This is a genomic window from Pseudoflavitalea rhizosphaerae (assembly GCF_003991355.1).
Lineage (GTDB): Bacteria > Bacteroidota > Bacteroidia > Chitinophagales > Chitinophagaceae > Pseudobacter > Pseudobacter rhizosphaerae.
In genome coordinates, this window is record NZ_RCSU01000012.1 from 138,293 (window position 1) to 156,991 (window position 18,699).

The 18,699-nt window shown below is 47.1% G+C and carries 21 protein-coding genes; 3 read left to right on the forward strand and 18 right to left on the reverse strand.

The annotated features are described in order from the left end of the window. Nucleotides 1–97: 97 nt before the first annotated feature. Both D9Y29_RS19860 and D9Y29_RS19865 read right to left on the reverse strand, forming a co-directional pair. On the reverse strand, nucleotides 98–1,291 hold the full coding sequence (locus tag D9Y29_RS19860; RefSeq protein ID WP_127131510.1) for a FecR family protein: 1,194 nt from the start codon (nucleotides 1,289–1,291) through the stop codon (nucleotides 98–100). A 48-nt stretch (nucleotides 1,292–1,339) separates the two neighbouring features. Then, nucleotides 1,340–1,966: an RNA polymerase sigma factor gene (locus tag D9Y29_RS19865; RefSeq protein ID WP_127131512.1), complete on the reverse strand. Its 627-nt coding sequence runs from the start codon at nucleotides 1,964–1,966 to the stop codon at nucleotides 1,340–1,342. A 182-nt stretch (nucleotides 1,967–2,148) separates the two neighbouring features. Here D9Y29_RS19865 and trmB point away from each other — a divergent pair, with 182 nt between their 5' ends. From trmB to D9Y29_RS19880, 3 genes are read left to right on the forward strand one after another with little or no spacing between them, the layout of a single operon-like run. Next, entirely contained in the window at nucleotides 2,149–2,868 is a 720-nt protein-coding gene (gene trmB, locus D9Y29_RS19870) for a tRNA (guanosine(46)-N7)-methyltransferase TrmB (RefSeq protein ID WP_127131514.1), read from the forward strand. After that, on the forward strand, nucleotides 2,840–3,046 hold the full coding sequence (locus tag D9Y29_RS19875) for a C1orf53 family protein (RefSeq protein WP_127131516.1): 207 nt from the start codon (nucleotides 2,840–2,842) through the stop codon (nucleotides 3,044–3,046). The genes trmB and D9Y29_RS19875 overlap by 29 nt, the downstream gene beginning before the upstream one ends. Further along, the gene (locus D9Y29_RS19880) at nucleotides 3,024–3,578 is read left to right on the forward strand and encodes an MGMT family protein (protein ID WP_127131518.1); all 555 of its coding nucleotides are present in this window, start codon (nucleotides 3,024–3,026) and stop codon (nucleotides 3,576–3,578) included. Before D9Y29_RS19875 ends, D9Y29_RS19880 begins: the two co-directional genes overlap by 23 nt. Nucleotides 3,579–3,586: 8 nt before the next feature. On the opposite strand, the gene D9Y29_RS19885 is transcribed toward D9Y29_RS19880, so the two are convergent. The 16 genes from D9Y29_RS19885 to nrfD form a co-directional block, all read right to left on the reverse strand. Further along, nucleotides 3,587–4,438, reverse strand: a complete 852-nt coding sequence (locus D9Y29_RS19885) for a hypothetical protein (protein WP_127131520.1) — start codon at nucleotides 4,436–4,438, stop codon at nucleotides 3,587–3,589. A 172-nt stretch (nucleotides 4,439–4,610) separates the two neighbouring features. Further along, entirely contained in the window at nucleotides 4,611–5,036 is a 426-nt protein-coding gene (locus D9Y29_RS19890; RefSeq protein ID WP_164735493.1) for a DUF4265 domain-containing protein, read from the reverse strand. 106 nt (nucleotides 5,037–5,142) lie between these two features. Next, nucleotides 5,143–6,585 carry a hypothetical protein gene (locus D9Y29_RS19895; RefSeq protein WP_127131524.1) on the reverse strand — a complete coding sequence of 481 codons (1,443 nt, stop codon included), beginning with the start codon at nucleotides 6,583–6,585 and terminating at the stop codon, nucleotides 5,143–5,145. 146 nt (nucleotides 6,586–6,731) lie between these two features. After that, the gene (locus D9Y29_RS19900; protein ID WP_127131526.1) at nucleotides 6,732–7,178 is read right to left on the reverse strand and encodes a hypothetical protein; all 447 of its coding nucleotides are present in this window, start codon (nucleotides 7,176–7,178) and stop codon (nucleotides 6,732–6,734) included. An 11-nt stretch (nucleotides 7,179–7,189) separates the two neighbouring features. Continuing rightward, nucleotides 7,190–7,771 carry a DUF420 domain-containing protein gene (locus D9Y29_RS19905; protein WP_127131528.1) on the reverse strand — a complete coding sequence of 194 codons (582 nt, stop codon included), beginning with the start codon at nucleotides 7,769–7,771 and terminating at the stop codon, nucleotides 7,190–7,192. A gap of 3 nt (nucleotides 7,772–7,774) precedes the next feature. Beyond that, a complete protein-coding gene (locus tag D9Y29_RS19910) occupies nucleotides 7,775–8,587 on the reverse strand; it encodes an SCO family protein (RefSeq protein WP_127131530.1) in 813 nt (270 codons plus the stop codon). A gap of 271 nt (nucleotides 8,588–8,858) precedes the next feature. Beyond that, nucleotides 8,859–9,302 carry a cytochrome C oxidase subunit IV family protein gene (locus tag D9Y29_RS19915; protein WP_127131532.1) on the reverse strand — a complete coding sequence of 148 codons (444 nt, stop codon included), beginning with the start codon at nucleotides 9,300–9,302 and terminating at the stop codon, nucleotides 8,859–8,861. Nucleotides 9,303–9,338: 36 nt separating this feature from the next. Then, nucleotides 9,339–10,016 (reverse strand): cytochrome c oxidase subunit 3, encoded by a 678-nt coding sequence (locus D9Y29_RS19920; protein ID WP_127131534.1) that lies wholly within the window; start codon nucleotides 10,014–10,016, stop codon nucleotides 9,339–9,341. A gap of 40 nt (nucleotides 10,017–10,056) precedes the next feature. Further along, entirely contained in the window at nucleotides 10,057–10,617 is a 561-nt protein-coding gene (locus D9Y29_RS19925) for a cytochrome c oxidase subunit 3 (RefSeq protein WP_241237991.1), read from the reverse strand. Between the two features lie 18 nt (nucleotides 10,618–10,635). Continuing rightward, on the reverse strand, nucleotides 10,636–11,538 hold the full coding sequence (gene cyoE / locus D9Y29_RS19930; protein WP_127131538.1) for a heme o synthase: 903 nt from the start codon (nucleotides 11,536–11,538) through the stop codon (nucleotides 10,636–10,638). A 63-nt stretch (nucleotides 11,539–11,601) separates the two neighbouring features. Further along, nucleotides 11,602–13,425, reverse strand: a complete 1,824-nt coding sequence (locus D9Y29_RS19935; protein WP_127131540.1) for a cytochrome c oxidase subunit I — start codon at nucleotides 13,423–13,425, stop codon at nucleotides 11,602–11,604. Nucleotides 13,426–13,464: 39 nt separating this feature from the next. Continuing rightward, a complete protein-coding gene (locus tag D9Y29_RS19940) occupies nucleotides 13,465–14,616 on the reverse strand; it encodes a cytochrome c oxidase subunit II (RefSeq protein WP_127131542.1) in 1,152 nt (383 codons plus the stop codon). A gap of 67 nt (nucleotides 14,617–14,683) precedes the next feature. Beyond that, on the reverse strand, nucleotides 14,684–15,907 hold the full coding sequence (locus D9Y29_RS19945) for a quinol:cytochrome C oxidoreductase (RefSeq protein ID WP_127131544.1): 1,224 nt from the start codon (nucleotides 15,905–15,907) through the stop codon (nucleotides 14,684–14,686). Between the two features lie 35 nt (nucleotides 15,908–15,942). Next, on the reverse strand, nucleotides 15,943–16,599 hold the full coding sequence (locus tag D9Y29_RS19950; protein ID WP_127131546.1) for a c-type cytochrome: 657 nt from the start codon (nucleotides 16,597–16,599) through the stop codon (nucleotides 15,943–15,945). Between the two features lie 17 nt (nucleotides 16,600–16,616). Then, entirely contained in the window at nucleotides 16,617–17,204 is a 588-nt protein-coding gene (locus tag D9Y29_RS19955) for a DUF3341 domain-containing protein (RefSeq protein WP_127131548.1), read from the reverse strand. A gap of 28 nt (nucleotides 17,205–17,232) precedes the next feature. After that, a complete protein-coding gene (gene nrfD / locus D9Y29_RS19960) occupies nucleotides 17,233–18,684 on the reverse strand; it encodes an NrfD/PsrC family molybdoenzyme membrane anchor subunit (RefSeq protein WP_127131550.1) in 1,452 nt (483 codons plus the stop codon). Between the last annotated feature and the right edge of the window lie 15 nt (nucleotides 18,685–18,699).

Sequence of the window (18,699 nt, forward strand, 5' to 3'; positions counted from 1 at the left end):
TAATGAACGGTTTCATTCAAGGCAATACGATCTGGCTTGCTTTTCAGCATTACGTGTAGTATTGCAATAAAGAATTCAGGAAAAGTTTAAACGAAGTCTAAGGCTTGATGGTCAGGCGTCTTTCTTTCAGTGTGAAATGCACGCCCATTTTTTCCAGTACAATCATTGCCTGCAATAAGGTAAGATTGCGGTTCACTTCTCCGGTGAACAAAATATCAGGATCATTTTGTTCTATCACCACCTCCACATCATACCATCTTGCAAATTGACGCAACACATCATTGATGGGCGAATTCTCAAATCGGAACAATCCATTCTTCCAGGCAAGAACGAGGTCTGTATCGGCATCTTTCAACACATTCATGCCCTTTGTGTTGATCCTTGCCTGCTGACCCGGGGAAAGAATGGCAGTTTGTTGCCTGTTGATCATTTTGATAGCGCCCTCGGTTAATGTAGTTGCAATATATGGCTCATCAGTATAGGCATTGATGTTGAAATGCGTACCCAATACTTCCACAGTTGCTTTCCCATCGATATCCACTTTGAAAGGCTGGTCTTTCTTTTGCGCAACTTCAAAATATGCTTCACCACTTATTTTCACTTTACGTTCTCCTGTTGCAAAACTGTTTGGGAAAGTGATTGACGATGCTGCATTGAGCCACACTTCAGTGCCATCGGGTAGTCTCAGGTTATATTGCCCACCACGCGGAGTAGATAGTGTATGCCATTCAACCTTGTTGCTCACACCATCGTATTCCAGTTTTCCATTTTGATTGTTCACGCTCAGATCTCCGATGTGCAGAATTTGTCTGTCATTGCTATCAAGCAGGATTGTTTTCCCGTCTGCCAGTTGCAGTACCGCCTTGTCTGATCCTGATGGATTGCTGGTGGTTGCAACCACCGGAAGCTTGCTTTCTTTTTTATGATCCCTGCTGATCAGTAACCAAGCAAGCACAGAACCAGAAAGAACCAATACGGCAACAGCTGCATATCTGAACCAGGCTCTGTTCAACAAATGGACACGATGAACGGGAGCAGGATATTTTTCACTCAGTTGTTGTTGAATGGATTTCAGCAAGCGCTGCAGTACTCGCTTCGCTGCTTCCGCCGACATCGGGACAGCATTGGAAGATTGCAAATACAGCTGCTGGAGCACCTTCTCAAATTCAGGATCCTTTTCTGCAGCGCCACTTTTCAGATATGCAGCTAATGCATAGCTTTCCTCTTCAGTGATCGTACCATCCAGAAACTTCCACAGCAACGCTATTTCCTGATTTTTTTGAGAACCCATATTAATAAGACTAATGAGATTAAAAAAAGGGTGGACGCGAAAAAAAAATTAATTGAAAGCAACCAGGATCATCAGCAAGGAGATGTTCCCATGTTCCAGCAAATACTCTTTGATAGACTTCACAGACAGTTGCAAATGTTGTTTCAAAGTATTCTTTGAGATGTTCATGATAAAAGCAGCTTCTTCATATGTTTTGCCCTGCTGCCTGCAGAGGATGAAAGCTTCTTTCCGCTGGGGAGGCAAACTATTGATAGCTTTTTCCAGTAGCTCTTCATATTCTCTCGCTTCCACTTTGTTCATCAGGTGGCGGGGATGCAGTTCCAGTTCTGCGTTGCTCAGTATCTCTTCGCGGATGGCATCGTATAAAGACATCCGGTTGAGTTGTGTGATCACGGTGTTCCTGGCCAGGCCGAACAGGTAAGCACTGAACGACGTCTTAATGTCCACGCGTTCGCGGGCATCCCATATTTTGAGGAAAATATCGTGCAGCAGGTCTTCTGCCAATGTTGGATTTTTTGTGAACTTGAGAAGGTAATTATAGATGAGTGAATGATACTGTCCGTAGATAGCGGCAAATGCTTGTTGATCTCCCTGTGAAAAGCGCTGGAGTAATGCGGGGTCGGTATTAAATAATGAAAAATCGATCAATGCAAAAACATTTGAAGGGCAGTTCAAAAACCTAAGTTAGGGGTAATTGCGCAACATCGGTCCGGGAGCTTATTAAAATCTGACTTTACAGATATGATTTTACCTTGTACAGCCGCTGTGGAAGCCAGCTTTGCTGCTCTTGAGCAATAGTCATACTGTCTTGCTTTGTATGCCGGTAAAACGATTGTTTGTTCTACATTTGCAGGATAATGGGACAGAAAAAATTAGTTCGTTTTGCAGAGTTGCTCACTTTTCCGAATGTATTACAGAACCCCGAAGGAATGCCGGGAAAATGGCATGAATTCTTTCGCAATAATCATCCGATCACATTGGAACTGGCCTGCGGGAAGGGAGAATATGCAGTGGGCCTGGGAAGGATCTACCCTGAGCGCAATTTTCTCGGTGTGGACCTCAAAGGAAACCGCATCTGGGTGGGCGCTAAAAAAGCGCTGAACGAGCAACTGACGAATGTTGGATTTCTCCGCACTCATATCGATCGCATTGCAATGCATTTCCAGCAGGGTGAAGTGAGTGATATCTGGATCACTTTTCCGGATCCGCAGTTACGCACATCCAGGGCAAAAAAGCGACTGACCCATCCGAGATTCCTCAGGCTCTACCAACAGATCCTCTCGCCCAATGGCATCATTCATCTTAAAACAGATTCGCCTGCATTGTACCGCTTCACCAAATGGGTGATCGATCTTCACGGGCTGGAAGTGCTGGACGACAGGGACGATGTGTATGCCGCTGGCGAAACAGCCATTACAGATGAATTGAAGATCAAAACGCACTATGAAAGCCTGGACATTGCCGGTAGCAGCCGCATCCATTACCTGAGCTTCAGATTGCCCGATACACCGCTGCCCGATAAAGACGCAGCGCTAAAAGAAATGCTCCGTGAAGAAGAATCTGACAGAAGGAATTGATTTCTATTACAACGAACAGGGCTATGTAGTACTTACTGCCAAATTCCATCTCGACAGAGGGCGGTGCTGCGGAAATGGCTGCAAACATTGTCCGTACAATTACATGAATGTCCCGGAACCCCGCCGTACTGAGTTGCTTCAAAAACGTAACGATCATGGGCAAACGAACATCAACTAAATCAGCCGTTAAAGCTGCTTCAGGGAAGACAGCCGCCAAAGCTCCGGCCAATAAGGGATCGAAGCCTGCCGCCACAAAAAAGACAGCAGCAGCCAAAAATGCCGGCCAAAAGGGAAGCAGCAGAATACCAGTGTCTTCTTCTTCAAAAAGAACTTCAGTTCAATCAGTTTTCAAAGAAAAGCTCAACACAGTAACCCCATCAGGTTACAGGGACCAGACTTTTTTCGAGCAGGTTTTCAATGTGGCGAGACAGATCCCGAAAGGGCGTGTTACCTCCTATGGAGCCATTGCGGCCAGTCTTGGCGCCAAATCTTCATCCAGGCTGGTAGGCTGGGCAATGAATCTCGCTGGAAGCGCAAAGCCTAAAGTGCCTGCACACCGCGTAGTGAACCGTAATGGGATGCTCAGTGGCAAACATCATTTTGCCACTCCTACCCAAATGCAAGAGTTGCTGGAGAAAGAAGGGATTAAAGTCAAAAATGATAAAGTGGTCGAGTTCAATAGACTCTTCTGGGACCCGATGGATCTTTAAACTGAAACTTACCAGTTAATGTCGTAGCCGATGGTTGCTATCAATTCTGCATAGCCGAAAGCGTGTTTCGCTTTGCCTCCATCTACAGTAAGCGCATTGGTATATTTTGCATAACCGGTTTTGGCAGTTCCCTCAAAGAAGAAATTCCTGGTGATATAATATTTGATACCGCCTTCCACGCTGGCCATATAGCCTGCGAGATGGAATTTATTGTCGAGCCTTTTGCCAAAAAGCGTTACGTCTGTTTTGGGGATCATGAAACCAGCCCCCAGCTTCAGCATGGGAACAAAATATCCAGCCTTCCTGTTTGTCCTGTTCAGCGGCCAGAACTGTACATAATTGATATGATAGAAATTGGCGCCATTGGTATGCTCCAGATGGAAGAGCCCATCCTTTGTTACCAGGGTGTCCTGATCAAAATACTGGTCTCCGATAGTTCCTTTGATATGCAGGCGCTGGTCATCACTCACGATATATTTCGTGTGATCGAAATTGAATTCGATAGCCTTTGTCTTTTCCTTGTTCAGGTAAAAACCGATCCGGTAATTGTATTGGGGAACGCTGACCTGAATGGGTTTCTTCCAGATCGCATCCAGATCGTTCTGATCAACACCTTTGGCATTGTAAACGGTGAAGTCGTGAGGAACTCCATTCACTGAACCTTTGAAGTGAATATCGCTTTTCGTATACCACTCGGTGTTATACCCCCACTGAAGGTACATTCCTTTGATGCTGAAACGGGATTGCCCCATGGAGGCAAGGTTGCCGATGATCATTAAGAGAAAAAGAGCGGAAAACCTTTTGATTGACCTGGCTACTCTATTCCTGTCTGTAGTTTCAATTAACGTCTTGTCTTGCATTGGGCCTAAGATTTATAGGGTTACGGCAGGGTAAAAACCGCCGCAAATTACGGTGTTATTTCCACAGTTATATAACCTTAACCATTCACTAACCTTTTTTTGCGCTACTGCACAGAGCCCTAACCGTGAGGTTGGATTACTAGACAAGAATGAGCGAGACAATTATCAATTTTTAATAATGCGACAAACAGGATTCTTTAAAGGTCCATTTACCTTCTTCTTCTCCTTTTTCAAAATAGATCTGTAACGGAGAGTACTGCACGCTATCGGGAACATTCACGGCTAGCAGTTTTTTTTCAGGGTGTGCCTCCCAGTTGCAGCCCCTGCCTCCGACATACTCAAAGACAGTCTCCATCTGCGTTTCATCAAAGAAATATACCTGGATGGTACTATTGCCGGAAGCGTCCATCACCATCTCGAAATGCAGTTCATCTTCCTCCATTACGGCAGACACAATATCCCCTTTGGAAACCGAGGGTGTGAATTGGGGTATACTCTCAACCTTGTAACAGGATCCGGCCTGCGATGCGCGCAGCCTTTCAATTTGAAAATCGCCATATTGATCCCGGAAGGTGAACACAATGTAGCAATCACTCATAAGGATATGTTTAGATGTAAATAAATACATGGCTGTTCGGGCATCAATAAGATTGACGCTGTTATGCTCGATGTATTAAATGGTTGGATGGCGGAGAACTGGCTTGTCAGAAATTATATCCTACCCTGAATTTGAGCGGTTGGGTCTGTGGTCTTTGAGAATAACTCAGGAAATCCCAAAGCAATTGTATCTTGGTTTTCTTGAACATTTTACTTTTCAATGAAACAACTTTGCTGATGCCAGCAAGTCCGCTTTGCTGCCAGCTGTCGAGGTCCTTCACAATCGAAACAGAACTGAAAGGCTGCTGATAGTTGTATTCAAAACCGCCGGAAGCGAAGAAACTTCCCTTGATCTTATAATCCGCGAACGAGCGGAAACCTACTCCCTGGCTACTAATGCTGATATTGCGGATATTTTGTCCCCAGCCCACTTTGTAACTGGCGCCTACTCCGATCACACTTTTATCATTCAGTTTGTATCCCACAGATAATCCAATATCCGTAGTGGTGGGAAAGAAATTATTCGAGCGCTGGCTTTGCAAGTTGGTTCCATATTCGAGCCTTTGCAAAAAGGTTTTCGTTTTTTGGTTGTTGGGTTTGAAATCCGGCAGATCACCTTCGCTATTTCCCATTCCTCCAAGCTCATTCAGCTTATCCTTCAATCCGGATAACTGCGCCTGCGCGGCCTGAACGTTTTGCTGTAGCATAGCCGTGGCATTGGGCCCTGCAGATGCGATCCGCTCCTGGATCAGGTTCTGTACACTACTCCTGGTTTGCAGACCGGCCAGGCTGGCTGTGGACCCATAATTATCCGGTAACCTGAAAAGACTGGCAAGCTCAGAGTGCTTCTTGAAAAAATCCTGAAATGCAGGGATCTTCTTCACCAGCTCCAGCGCCTTCTGTTGCAGTTTAGATGGGTCCTCCAGCATCGCTTTGTAAGAGTTGATCTGCTCAGCATAATAATATGCCTGCTGATTGTATTTCTTCAACTCCTTTGTGAGCCCAAAACGATTCAGTTGATCTTTGAGCATTTGCTTCCTTTCGCGCAGGTATTTCTTTACTTCTGCGGCCTGATCAAATTTGCCTTCCAGTCCTTTTACTGAATTCAACGCCTCTTTTATTTTGCCGGTCATTTCAGAACTGGTTGCAAGCAGTTCATTATTCTGAGAAAGGAAATTCAAGGATGTTTTGAGTGTATCCAGGTGCGGAAGGTATTGGCCTGCCCTGCCATTCAGTTTGACTGGTTGCTGCAATTTGGATTGCAGTTGTTGGTAACGCTCCTCAACATTGCCGAAGAGTTGTTCTGCAGCCGAAGAATCTTTACGCGCCAGCTTCTTCTTCAACTTTTTTTCCTGCCTGGCCAATCGCTGCAATGCCTTCTCCGAACTGGCAACCAGCTTGTCCTCGAGGTCAGCTGATTTCTTATTCAGTTTATCAAGAAAGCGTGTGGGAAAACCAGTGATCTTATCAAGGGTAGAGGTTGATTCCTGGGCTTGTGAATAAAGTCCGATAAGCAGCACTATTGAAAGGAAAAGGTATTGAAGTCGCATAACTAAGGCTTAAAGAGGCATTCCAATATAGTGAATTAAGCGATGCCAGATCAAACATACAGCTAATATCAATCATGCCAAGGGGAAAAAAAACGCCATTTTACGGGTTTTTTCCCCTTGTTATCTCAATAGAAATATGTATTGGATCAGAAATCTTTTTCAGTCAGCCGGAGCAATAAGACAATATTATTTTTTCTGGGCATGAACGCGAGCAGGATCAGACAATGCAATATAGCCAGCGCAACAAAGGAGTAATAAGCAGAGAGTACGAACAGCGCCAGGGCAACTATTCCCGGAAGATAGATCAGGCTCCACCAGATCATGCAGGCGGCGAAATACTTTCGCATACGCATCTCCGGTAATTCAATGTTGCGGGCTTCCATCATTTTTCTTTTGAAAAAATTGAACCCAATTAGCAGGCAGGCAACAGACAGGATCACCGCTACAGCCGAACCTGTTCTTTCCAGATCTTCGTTTTCTGTAATTACAGCAGAGGCGGTATACACCAGCGCTCCTGTAATCGCCAAAACCAACAGAACAAGGAATACCGTATGCTGGAATTTAAGTTTGCGGATAGTGCCTGCGATATTCATAGGTAAGCTGTTTAGTAATATGGACTGATCATCAGGTACACCAGCACACCTGTGATGGCAACGTATAACCAGATAGGCCAGGTAATACGCGCCAGTTTTTTGTGCGCCGGAAATTCGGCTATCATTGCACGATAGGCTGTGAAAAGAATAAAAGGAAGAATAATCCCGGCCAGTGGGATATGGGTAGCAAGAATTATGTAATAAATGGTACGAAGTGAGCCACCTGCAACCTTCTCTTCATCCGTAACGATCCCGTTACGGTCAAGATCCCCGAATTTTGTTTCGCCAGCAAAAAGATGGTGTGCGATATAGGAAACCAGGAAAATCACAGAGAGTATCATGGCCGTCATCATGATCTTCTTATGCAATTGATAATTGCCTTTTTTCACTGTAACGAAACCTGCGATCAGCAAAAGCGTTACCATGAAATTGATCACGGCGTTGGCTGTGGCAAAAAGGTGAGGATCGAAGCCCAGATCAACTTCCAGCTTCACCCTGCTGAGCAGTACCACTGCAGCAAAAACAATGAAGGAAAAAACCAGGATAAGCGTTCTCGCTTTCTTATCGTTCTTCTGTAAAACCGGAGGTAACATAGATCACGCGTTTGTTTGATTGCGCGGTTTGCGCGTAATACGAATGAATATTGCCAGTAGCGCCAAAGCTATCAGGTACACAGGCCATAATCCGAGCAGTTTTGCCAGAACAGGCGATTTCTCCTGCTTATCTTTTTCCAGCATAAGCAGGGTAACGTCTTCCCCGAGAGTTGACAATGAAGCGCTATCCAGGCCATTGTAGTAGCCACGCACTACACCTTGTTTATCTATCAGCACAAATTTCTCGGTATGGATGAATGCGGAGTCAACAGTGCCGCCGTCCTGAAGGCCAAGTTTAAGCTCTTCCAGTGCGTAATCATAGATCTCTTTTTTGGGGCCGGTAAGCATCCACCACATATCATGATTCACCCCGTACCTGTCAGCATATTTTCTGAGTACAGGAACTGAATCGCGTTCCGGGTCCACGCTGAATGAGATCAGTTGAACGAATGTGGTATCGATGCGTTTGGTGAGGTCTTTGAATTTGAGCCCATCCTGGATCATCTTCATATTTCGAGATAGTCCGGGGCAGATAGAGGGGCAGCGGGTGAAGAAGAAGTTGGCGATCACGATGCGGCCGCGGAGCTCGTCCATGGTAACGGTCTTTCCCAGCTGGTTGGTCAGTTCAAAATTTCCAACCTGGTGCCAGATGGTGTCCTGGTGCAATTTGCCATTGATGATGGTATCCTTCGTGTCGTCGAAATAATAATGCTTCGGCATTCGAAGGGAGTCCTGGCTGATGCCTTTCACCAGAAAGTAACTGGCAACCGGCAGCAGGAGGGCAACACACAGAGCTAAGAGGGCTTTCTGACTCACCTTATTTCATTTAGTTGCGCAAAGGTACCACTGTAACGGATGCAATGTGGCGTTTGGTCCACTTAAATTATGCTAAAAACCAACGGAGAGTGGCAGTCGCTCGCCTCCGGCGAGTGACTTTTATTGGTTCGCCTCTGGCGAACTCTGTGTCGCCGGAGGCGACAGAATACCAGTCACTCGCCGGAGGCGAGCGACTGCCACCCTTCGAAAAAGCAACGGGCGTACCCTGATGAAGGCACGCCCGTTTATCGGAATCTGTTTCTGATCTTTCTTAGTGCAAAGCGCCCGGCTTTTCAGTTTCATGACCATGAGCAGGAGCTGTTTCCTTTACCGGCGTGGTAGTACGTTCCAGGTGATACGGATCGTAGGTATTACGCAGGTTCCTGTATGAATCACCATCCCAGAGGAAGGCGGTAATGAACCATATGAACAGCAGTGCAGGGATCGCGATGGTCATCACAAGATTCTTGATCTCATGACCCAGGTGCATGAACTCTGCAATGATATAGAATGCTTTCGCGAGTGTGAAGATGATATACAGGATGTTGAACCAGATCTTCAGGCTATGGAAGTGCGGTGCGATAAACATACCCACTACCAGTTCCACAACAGTGATCACCAGCAGGATCCAGAATGTACGCCAGATGGCCGCTTTATCAAATCCGTGTCCGTCTCCATCCGCGTGTGATTGCTTTACGCTTTCAAAAGTTTCCATAATATCTTTTTACAGTTGTAGTTTGATCAATGTTGTTTAGAACAGGTAGAAGCAGGTGAATACGAATACCCAAACCAGGTCTACGAAGTGCCAGTACAGACCGGCTTTCTCGATCATGAGGTAATGGCCTCTTCTGTCGAATACTCCTTTCCAGGTCATGATCAGCATGATGATGTTGATCACTACACCGGACAATACGTGGAATCCGTGGAATCCGGTGATGGTAAAGAAGAAGTTGGTGAAGTTGGTAGATGCAGGCGTTCCTCCAAAGTTATTGAAAGGGTTCCTTCCCCACCATGCACCCTGCTCATGCAGGTGATGCCATTCCCATGCCTGGCAGCCCAGGAACATGAGACCACCAATGATGGTCAGGATCATATACTTCATTACACCTTTTCTATTGTTGGCATGTCCTTCGCCTACAGCCAGTACCATGGTAACGGAAGATGCGATCAGGATGAAAGTCATGATACTCACGAATACCAGTGGCAAATGCGCATGGCCCATGAAAGGAACAGAGGAGAATACCTCGTTGGGGTCAGGCCAGCCGTTGCTTGCAAAACGAACGGTACCGTAAGAGATCAGGAATGCACCGAAGGTAAAAGCGTCACTCATCAGGAAGTACCACATCATTAACTTCCCATACTCCACGTTGAAGGGACTCTTTCCTCCATCCCACCATCTTTGCTTACCTGCTACTGCTGTTTGTGCCATGTTACTGTATTAGAAATTTTGAATGATATACTATTTTCAGTTAGCGTTTGATCAGGAAAAAAATGAACAGATACAACCAAAGCGCATCTACAAAATGCCAGTAGGTGCTGATCACTTCCACAGGCACTGCATTGTAGTTCCTGAATTTCCGGCTGAATGCTTTGAAGAACATAATGAGCAGGGCGATAGCGCCACCCAGAACGTGCACGGCATGCAGACCGAAAATGATGTACAGGAATTGACCGGCCCCGGTTCCACCGTGAAGGAACACTCCTGTATCGCTCAGTTGTTTGAAACCGATCACCTGCATTACAATGAACAACACACCGAGTACTGCTGTAACAGTAAGCAGTTTACGATAGAGGTTCATTTTACGCTCTTTGAAACTCTTCAGAGCGTACTGCATGGTGAAGCTGCTGAGCAGCATTACACCGGTTGAATAAAAAAAGATCTGCGGCATTTCTACGGTTGACCATCCGGGTAAGCTACCCTTTACAATGTATGCACTGGTCAAACCTGCGAACATCATAATGATGCTGCCTATGGCAACCCACAAGGTGAACTTGTGAGGATGTACTTTTTGTCTCTGCGAACTCACCATCTCCATTATCTGTTTTCTTTATAGTTTGTCTGCCAGCATAGCCAGAAATACTATGGGCAGGTAAATATAACTACTGAACATCACTCTTCTCGCTGCTTTTGCTTCCATCTCACGGTACAGCCTTATACTTTGCCACAGCATAAAGAGATTGGCCGCAAAAATAATCCATAGGCTCACGATGCCGCTGATATTTGCCAGGTAGGGCAAAATCCCGATAGGGATCAGCACCAGTGAATACACAATGGACTGAATGGCGGAAAACTTTCCTGGTCCTTCGGTGGACGGCAACAGTTTGAATCCTGCATGACTGTAATCCTTATGCGCAAGCCAGGCAATAGCCCAGAAATGCGGGAACTGCCAAAAGAACTGGATTGCAAAAAGCACCCATCCGCCTGCACTGAGCTTATCTTCACCGGCGGCCCAGCCGATCAGGCAGGGAAGCGCGCCAGGCACCGCTCCCAACAGAACAGCAACAGAACTGACCTTTTTGAGAGGAGTGTACATGAAGGCGTAGATAAACCAGCTTACCAGCGCCACTGCGGCCGACAAAATGTTAAAGAACCATCCCAGTATCCCCAGCCCGATCACCAGCGTTACGATGGCGAAAGCCCATCCTTCTGCAGGCGTCATACGGCCGGAAGCTACCGGTCTTCTTGCTGTACGCTTCATCATCGCGTCAGTATCTTTCTCTACCACCTGGTTCACCGCGTTGGCGCTGCCAGTTACCAGCATACCAGCTACGAAGAGTAAGATTACCATACTCCAGTTCAACTGTACAACAGTAGGAGCCAGCAAATAACTGATCACAGATGAAAACACTACCATGAAGCTCAGGCTGAACTTGATCAGCGCCATGTAGTCACGCAATTTGCCGGCGATTGAAAAAGAGCTGTGTTGCTTCACGGTTTCCTGCGTCGTCATCAGTTATGAATATTTTAAACCGGTTACCGGATGAGGATTGCTCATCCGGCAATCAGTTGTTGCTTAGTGATGCTTGCTCTCATCCGGGCTGATAGGCTCGGTCTGAGGAATGAAATCTCTTCCATCCTTGCTGTAATCATAAGCCCAGCGGTGAACTTCAGGGATCTCACCAGGCCAGTTTCCGTGACCAGGATGGATTGGAGCAGTCCACTCGAGGGTTGTAGCACCCCATGGGTTCTGTGTGGTTACTTTTCTACCTTTGAAAATAGAGTAGAAGAAGTTGAAGATGAACATCAACTGAACCGCGAACACGATGATGGCTACAGTAGAGATGAATTTATTCAGTTCTCCGAATTGTTTGAAAGATTCCCAGATACCGTACTCGAAGTAACGGCGAGGCATACCCGCAAGGCCTTCGTAGTGCATTGGCCAGAAGATCAGGTAAGCGCCGATCAGTGTGATCCAGAAGTGGATGTACGCCATGGTATTGTTCATGAAGCGTCCATACATTTTCGGGAACCAGTGGTATACACCTGCGAACATTCCGAAGAAGGCAGACACACCCATTACGATGTGAAAGTGCGCAATTACGAAATAAGTATCGTGAAGGTGGATATCCAAAGTAGAGTTACCGAGGAAGATACCGGTAAGACCACCGGAGATGAACAGGCTCACAAAACCGATAGCGAAGAGCATACCAGGTGTGAAGCGGATATTCGCTTTCCAGATCGTGGTCAGCCAGTTGAACACTTTGATGGCGGAAGGAACCGCAATCAGGAGCGTTAGCAGTACGAACACTGAACCGAGGAACGGATTCAGACCTGTTACGAACATGTGGTGCGCCCATACGAGGAAGGCCAGGATCGTAATAGCGAACATGGAACCTACCATCGCCATGTAACCGAAGATCGGTTTGCGTGAGTTCACAGACAGAACTTCTGATGCGATACCCATCGCAGGCAGCAGGATGATATATACTTCGGGGTGACCCAGGAACCAGAACAAGTGCTGGTACAGGATAGCGCTACCACCTTCATTGGGGAGGGCGCCTACACCCGTGATGTAAATGTCGGAGAGATAGAAGCTGGTACCTGCGTGACGGTCGAACAACAGCAGGATGAAACCAGAGAGCAGTACAGGGAAAGATAGGATACCGAGTACGGCAGTGAAGAACAGCGCCCACATGGTCAGTGGCATCTTGGTCATGCTCATACCCTTTGTACGCATGTTCAATACAGTGGACACATAGTTCAGGCCACCGAGCAGTGAAGAGATCACAAACATTGCCATGGCTACGATCCACAGGTCCATACCCGTTTTGGAACCTGGCGATGCATCTCCGAGCGCACTCAATGGCGGATAGGCCGTCCAGCCACCGGAGAAAGGACCGGTTTGTACGAAAAGGGAAGAGAGCATTACGATGCTACCGCCGAAGAAGAACCAGTAGCTAAGCATGTTCATCATGGGAGATGCCATGTCTCGCGCACCGATCTGTAGCGGAATGAGGAAGTTGGCGAAAGTACCGCTCAAGCCACCGGTCAATACGAAGAACACGAGAACGGTTCCGTGCATGGTTACCAGTGCGTAATAGTTTTCAGGAGTGATCTTGCCACCTTTCGCCCATCTGCCCAGGATATCCTCTAACCAGGGGAAAGTCTGATCAGGATACCCCAATTGCAAACGGAACAATACTGACATCAGACCTCCGAGTATCGCCCATACCATCCCTGTGATCAGGAATTGTTTCGCGATCATTTTATGATCCTGACTGAAAACGTATTTGGTAATGAACGTTTCCTTATGATGATGACCGTGATCATCGCCATGATGCACTTCATGAGAATGGGCTACCTCAGAATGGCCGTGCAGTGCTGCTTCGTTGCTCATGATATTCTTTTTTAAATCGGGTATTCAAAACTTTTTTCGTTACTGATTAGCTGCTGCGATGGCTGGTTTCACTTCTTTGGCAACAGTTGTTACTGCTGCTTTGGTTGTGTCAGCGGCAGGAGCCGGGGCTGCTTCCGGAGCGGGAAAAGCAACTGCATAAGCAGGCTTTTGTTTCGCTTTCCAGAGAATGAACTCATCTTTGGTTACCACTTTGATCAACCCTTTCATAGAGTAGTGACCGTTTCCACACATTTGGTCGCAGGAGATCTCATACTCGAACTTGGGATTGCCTGTGATCTTCCTCATTTCTTCGGTAGTGTACTTGGGCGTGAACCACAGTGTAGTGGGTGTTCCAGGTACAGCGTCCATTTTCAGGCGGAAGTGAGAGAGACCTACGTCATGCACCACATCGCGGGAGTTGATCACCAGTTTCACAGGTTGATCTTTCACCATGTAGATGGCTTCGTTGGTAACGATATCATCATAAGTTGCGGGGTCTGCCTTGATCTCAACAGTACCTGCATCTCTTTTATTGTGATCTTTTTTCACGATGGTTGTATCGATCCAGTTCAGACCAAGCTGGTTGTTCTTTCCTTCATCGATCATACGGAAATATTTCTTTCCGAAAGTATTGTCCTTACCTGGATAGCGATAGATCCAACCGAATTGTTTACCGGTGATCTCCACTACGAGTGAATCCTTGGGAGCGTCGCCGGTGATACGGAACCAGTAGTACAGACCGAAACCAACCAGGATACAAAGTGTGATGGCAGGAACGGTAGTCCAGAGGATCTCCAGTTTATTGTTATGCGGATAGAAGAATGCTTTTCTCTTGGAGCTATACTGGTATTTGTAAGCGAACCAGAACAGTAGGATCTGCGTTATGATGAATACAATACCACAAATAGCAATGGTAATGTACAGCATGGTATCGATGTTCTCACCATGGTCAGACGCGGAGGGGTGCGCCAGGAGGGTTTTACCAAACAGGAGTTTGTTGCACCACCATACGCCGAGGAGGCCCAGTACCAGGAATACCACCATCAGAAATGCATTGACCTTATTACTTTGCTCGAAAGCTTTCTTCTCACCTTTCAGCACAGAAACATACTCGCTGGCCTTGGCAATCTGAAACGTAATCAGGAAGCCCAGTGCAAGGATCGTTAAAAGAAATATTCCGGTAGTTGTCATGATCTATCAATAAATTTTATTCGAACAAACAAGTTTTACTTCTTGAACTATACACACAGTTTTCAGATCAGGTATGGTGTATGATACTTTCCTTCATCAGCGGATGGTTTTTGGCCACCAGCGGTTTTTTGGCAAGCGCATTACCCACGGCGAACATGATCAGACCAACGAAGCCGGCTGCAACACCGAAGTCGAACAGGTTGAGGGTTACATGATCTTTCATTACGCTGGCGAATACCATCTGGTAGAAGTCGAACCAGTGACCAACCAGGATCACAATCGCCATCATGGCAACGGCAGTATAGTTTCTTTTTGGTCCGCGACGCATCAGGAAGAGGAACGGAGCCAGGAAGTTGATCACAAAGTTAAACCAGAATATTCCTGCATAAGCGCCTGTCTCATGATCGGTAACGATACGTGAGCGGAAATAAACTGTTTCTTCAGGGATGTTCGCATACCAGATCAGCATGTACTGGGAGAACCAGAGATATGCCCAGAAGATGGAGAAGGCGAACATGAACTTACCCAGGTCATGTAAATGTTCTTCGTTTGTATATTCCAGGTAGTTCTGATTTTTCAGGTATACTACAAACACGGAGATAAGCGCAACACCTGCCACGAAGGTACTGGCGAAAGTATACCAGCTATACATGGTGGAGTACCAGTGAGCATCGATGCTCATCAGCCAGAGCCAGGGAACAGTGCTCATTACAGTGAGGGCAAACCACACGATGAATACGGCGGCCCATACTGTGTTCCTGAACAACCATTTTTTGGCAGACTCGTTACTCGCAGGGGGATTGTTGTCCAGCTCGCTGTTGAGCTTGCGCATTTTAGCGCCCAGTGCGATCCACCCTACCAGGGTGAGGGCAGTCCAGACAATGAAGAAGCCTTTATTGAGGAATCCTGCTTTACCTTCCAGGATCTTGTCTCCATCAGGATGCAGCCAGTGGTAGATATGTGGATCTACAGTCACCAGGCAGATGAGGATGATAGCAGTGATGATACCGATGGGGATCACTGCTGTAGAGATAGCCTGCGTAACCCTTCCGAAGGTCAACTGCCAGCTTCCCCATGCGAGCGTGGTAGCGCACATGAAGAACATAGACGCATTTACCACCAATAAAAAGTAGACGCTATTTTGTAACAGGGCGGCCCAAAACCTTTGGGGATGCTCGCTGTTCCCGTAGAGGAAGAAACCGATAATCACAGACAGCACACCGATTCCCATCAGGGCTAACGACCATGTTCTGTATCGCTTCGGTATCTCAAAAAATTCTTTAATAGCCATTGTCAACAGTTTATAATTTCAATGTGTCTTCTCAGTTATTTTTTAGCAGTTGTATCGGCAGTTGCTGCGGGCTTTGCTTCTTCAGCGGCGCCAGCGTTAGCTTCAGCCTGTTTTGCTTTCACATAAGCGATCACCATCCAGCGCTGTGTAGTGCTGAGTTGTGAAGCGTAGCTACCCATCAGGTTCTTTCCGTAGGTTACGGAATACATCATCTGACCAGCAGGCATGTTTACATATGTGGCATTGGTTGCCAGGTTAGCGGGAGCAGCGGCGTAAGGACCGTCAGTGCCATCGCTTCTCTTGTGCAGTACACCATTGCCATCCAGTTTTGCGCCGTGGCAGATACCACAGTTGATCAGGTAGAGACGCTCAGCTTCTGTATGCTGCTCGGGGCTCATAGCGGTGATTGGGTTGGGCACGGCTTTGGAAGCTTCATAGTTCACAGTCTCTCCCTGTTTGTCATGTGCAATAGGGAAAGGGAACAGTTCGCCTCTTTTGATCGTACCTGGAACAGGCCTGGCGTTGTAATTAATGCCCAGCGCTTTGAAAGTATCAAGCGGGGTATAGCTTTCAATAGCCACGCTATAAGCCATGTCTGGCATGTATGCCTTACCGGGATTCCTGCTCGTATCACTACAACTCCAGGCTACAATGGCCAGTACAAAAACAGCTATGATCGATAATTTTTTCATCGTGCTTCAATATTCAATTATGCTGAAACGGTTTCGTCTGCGTATAACTTTTGCTCTTTGTCGTAACGACCTATCCACCATCCGGTCTCTGCCACCTGTGTATTCACTTCGGTAGCGCCGAGGCTGTTGAGGAATCCGCTGATCTCAGACTCATCATTTTTAGGAGTTACTTCAATCACCATTACCATTTTGTCGTCAGTGGACCTGGGATGGAAGTGATGTTTCTTCACAAAGGGAGCCAACTGGCAGAGATAGCAGAAAGTGAGCACCATACCCACGGCTGCGCACAATACCGTGAACTCGAACATGATGGGGATCCACGCTGGTAAAGCGAAGTGGGGTTTACCACCGATGTTCAAAGGCCAGTCCTTGGTGAAGACCCAGGAGATGCAGCTCAATGCGATGGTAGTGCCGGTGATGCCGTAGATGAAACCCGCGGTGTGAATGCTGGTGTCGCGCAGACCCATGGCCTTATCCAGACCGTGAACAGGCAACGGCGTATACACATCGTGCAGTTTATATCCAGACTTCCGTACTTTCTTCACGGCGTCAAATACCGCTTCTTCTTCATCAAAACAACCGACTACAAATTTTTTAACAGCCATATAGCGATTTGTATAAGTTAAAATTCAATTAGTGATGTGCAGCGTGCACTTCATGATACAACTGGTCAGCGCTCTCGTTTTCTACTTTACCCATGTCTTTCTTATAGCTCTCACCTGATTTCTTCAGGATATGCTTGATCTCAGCGATCGCGATAACCGGGAAGAATTTGCTGAACAGGAAGTAGCAGGTGAAGAACAATCCGAAAGTTCCAAGGTAGAAACCAACTTCCCAGATGGTAGGGCGATAGTAAACGGCCCAGCTACTTGGGATATAGTCACGGTAGATAGAGGTAACGATGATCACAAAACGCTCGAACCACATACCGATGTTCACGATCACAGACATGAAGAAGGTAACCACGATATTCCTTCTGAGTTTGCGGAACCAGAAGATCTGCGGAGAGAGTACGTTACAACCCATCATCAGCCAGTAGCTCCAGCCGTAAGGGCTGAACACATCCAGCCTGTTCTTCATGAACGCGTAGCTCTCATATGGGTTCTGACCATACCATGCGATGAACAGCTCTGTGAGATAAGCGATACCCACGATAGAACCGGTGAGTACGATAACCTTGTTCATCACTTCGATATGTTCCATGGTGATATAATCTTCGAGGGCCAGTACTTTCCTGGTCACCAGCAGCAGTGTTTGCACCATCGCGAAACCGGAGAAGATCGCACCCGCAACGAAGTAGGGTGGGAAGATGGTAGTGTGCCAGCCGGGAACCACAGAGGTGGCGAAGTCGAACGATACCACTGTGTGTACAGAGAGTACGAGTGGTGTACTCAAACCGGCCAGTACGAGAGAGAGGCTCTCATGACGTTGCCAGTGTTTGGTAGACCCGGTCCAGCCGAATGCGAGCAGACCATACATGAACTTTCTCCATTTCAGTTTGGCGCGGTCGCGGATGGTAGCGAAGTCGGGGATCAGACCAGAGTACCAGAACAACAGTGATACGGTGAAATAAGTAGAGATCGCAAATACGTCCCACAACAGCGGAGAGTTGAAGTTAACCCACAGCGGTCCGCGTGTGTTGGGGTAAGGCAGTACGAAGAAAGCCATCCATACACGGCCCATGTGCCAGATCGGGAACTGACCCGCACACATTACGGCGAAGATGGTCATCGCTTCCGCAGCGCGGTTCACACCTGTTCTCCATCCCTGGCGGAACAGCAGGAGGATCGCAGAGATCAGCGTACCGGCGTGACCGATACCCACCCACCATACGAAGTTGGTGATGTCCCAACCCCAACCGATGGTTTTATGCAGGTTCCACTGACCCACACCGTAAGTTACCTCACGGTAGATGGAGTACACACCGAACAGCAGCAACGCTACTGAGATGATGAACCCGATCCACCAGGCGCGGCTGGCCGGACCTTCAATAGGACGCACAATATCTTCCGTAACCTGGTGATAATCCTTTGTACCATCCACCAACGGTGCTCTTACTTGCGATTCGTACTTGAATGATGCCATTTGATATAAGCTTTA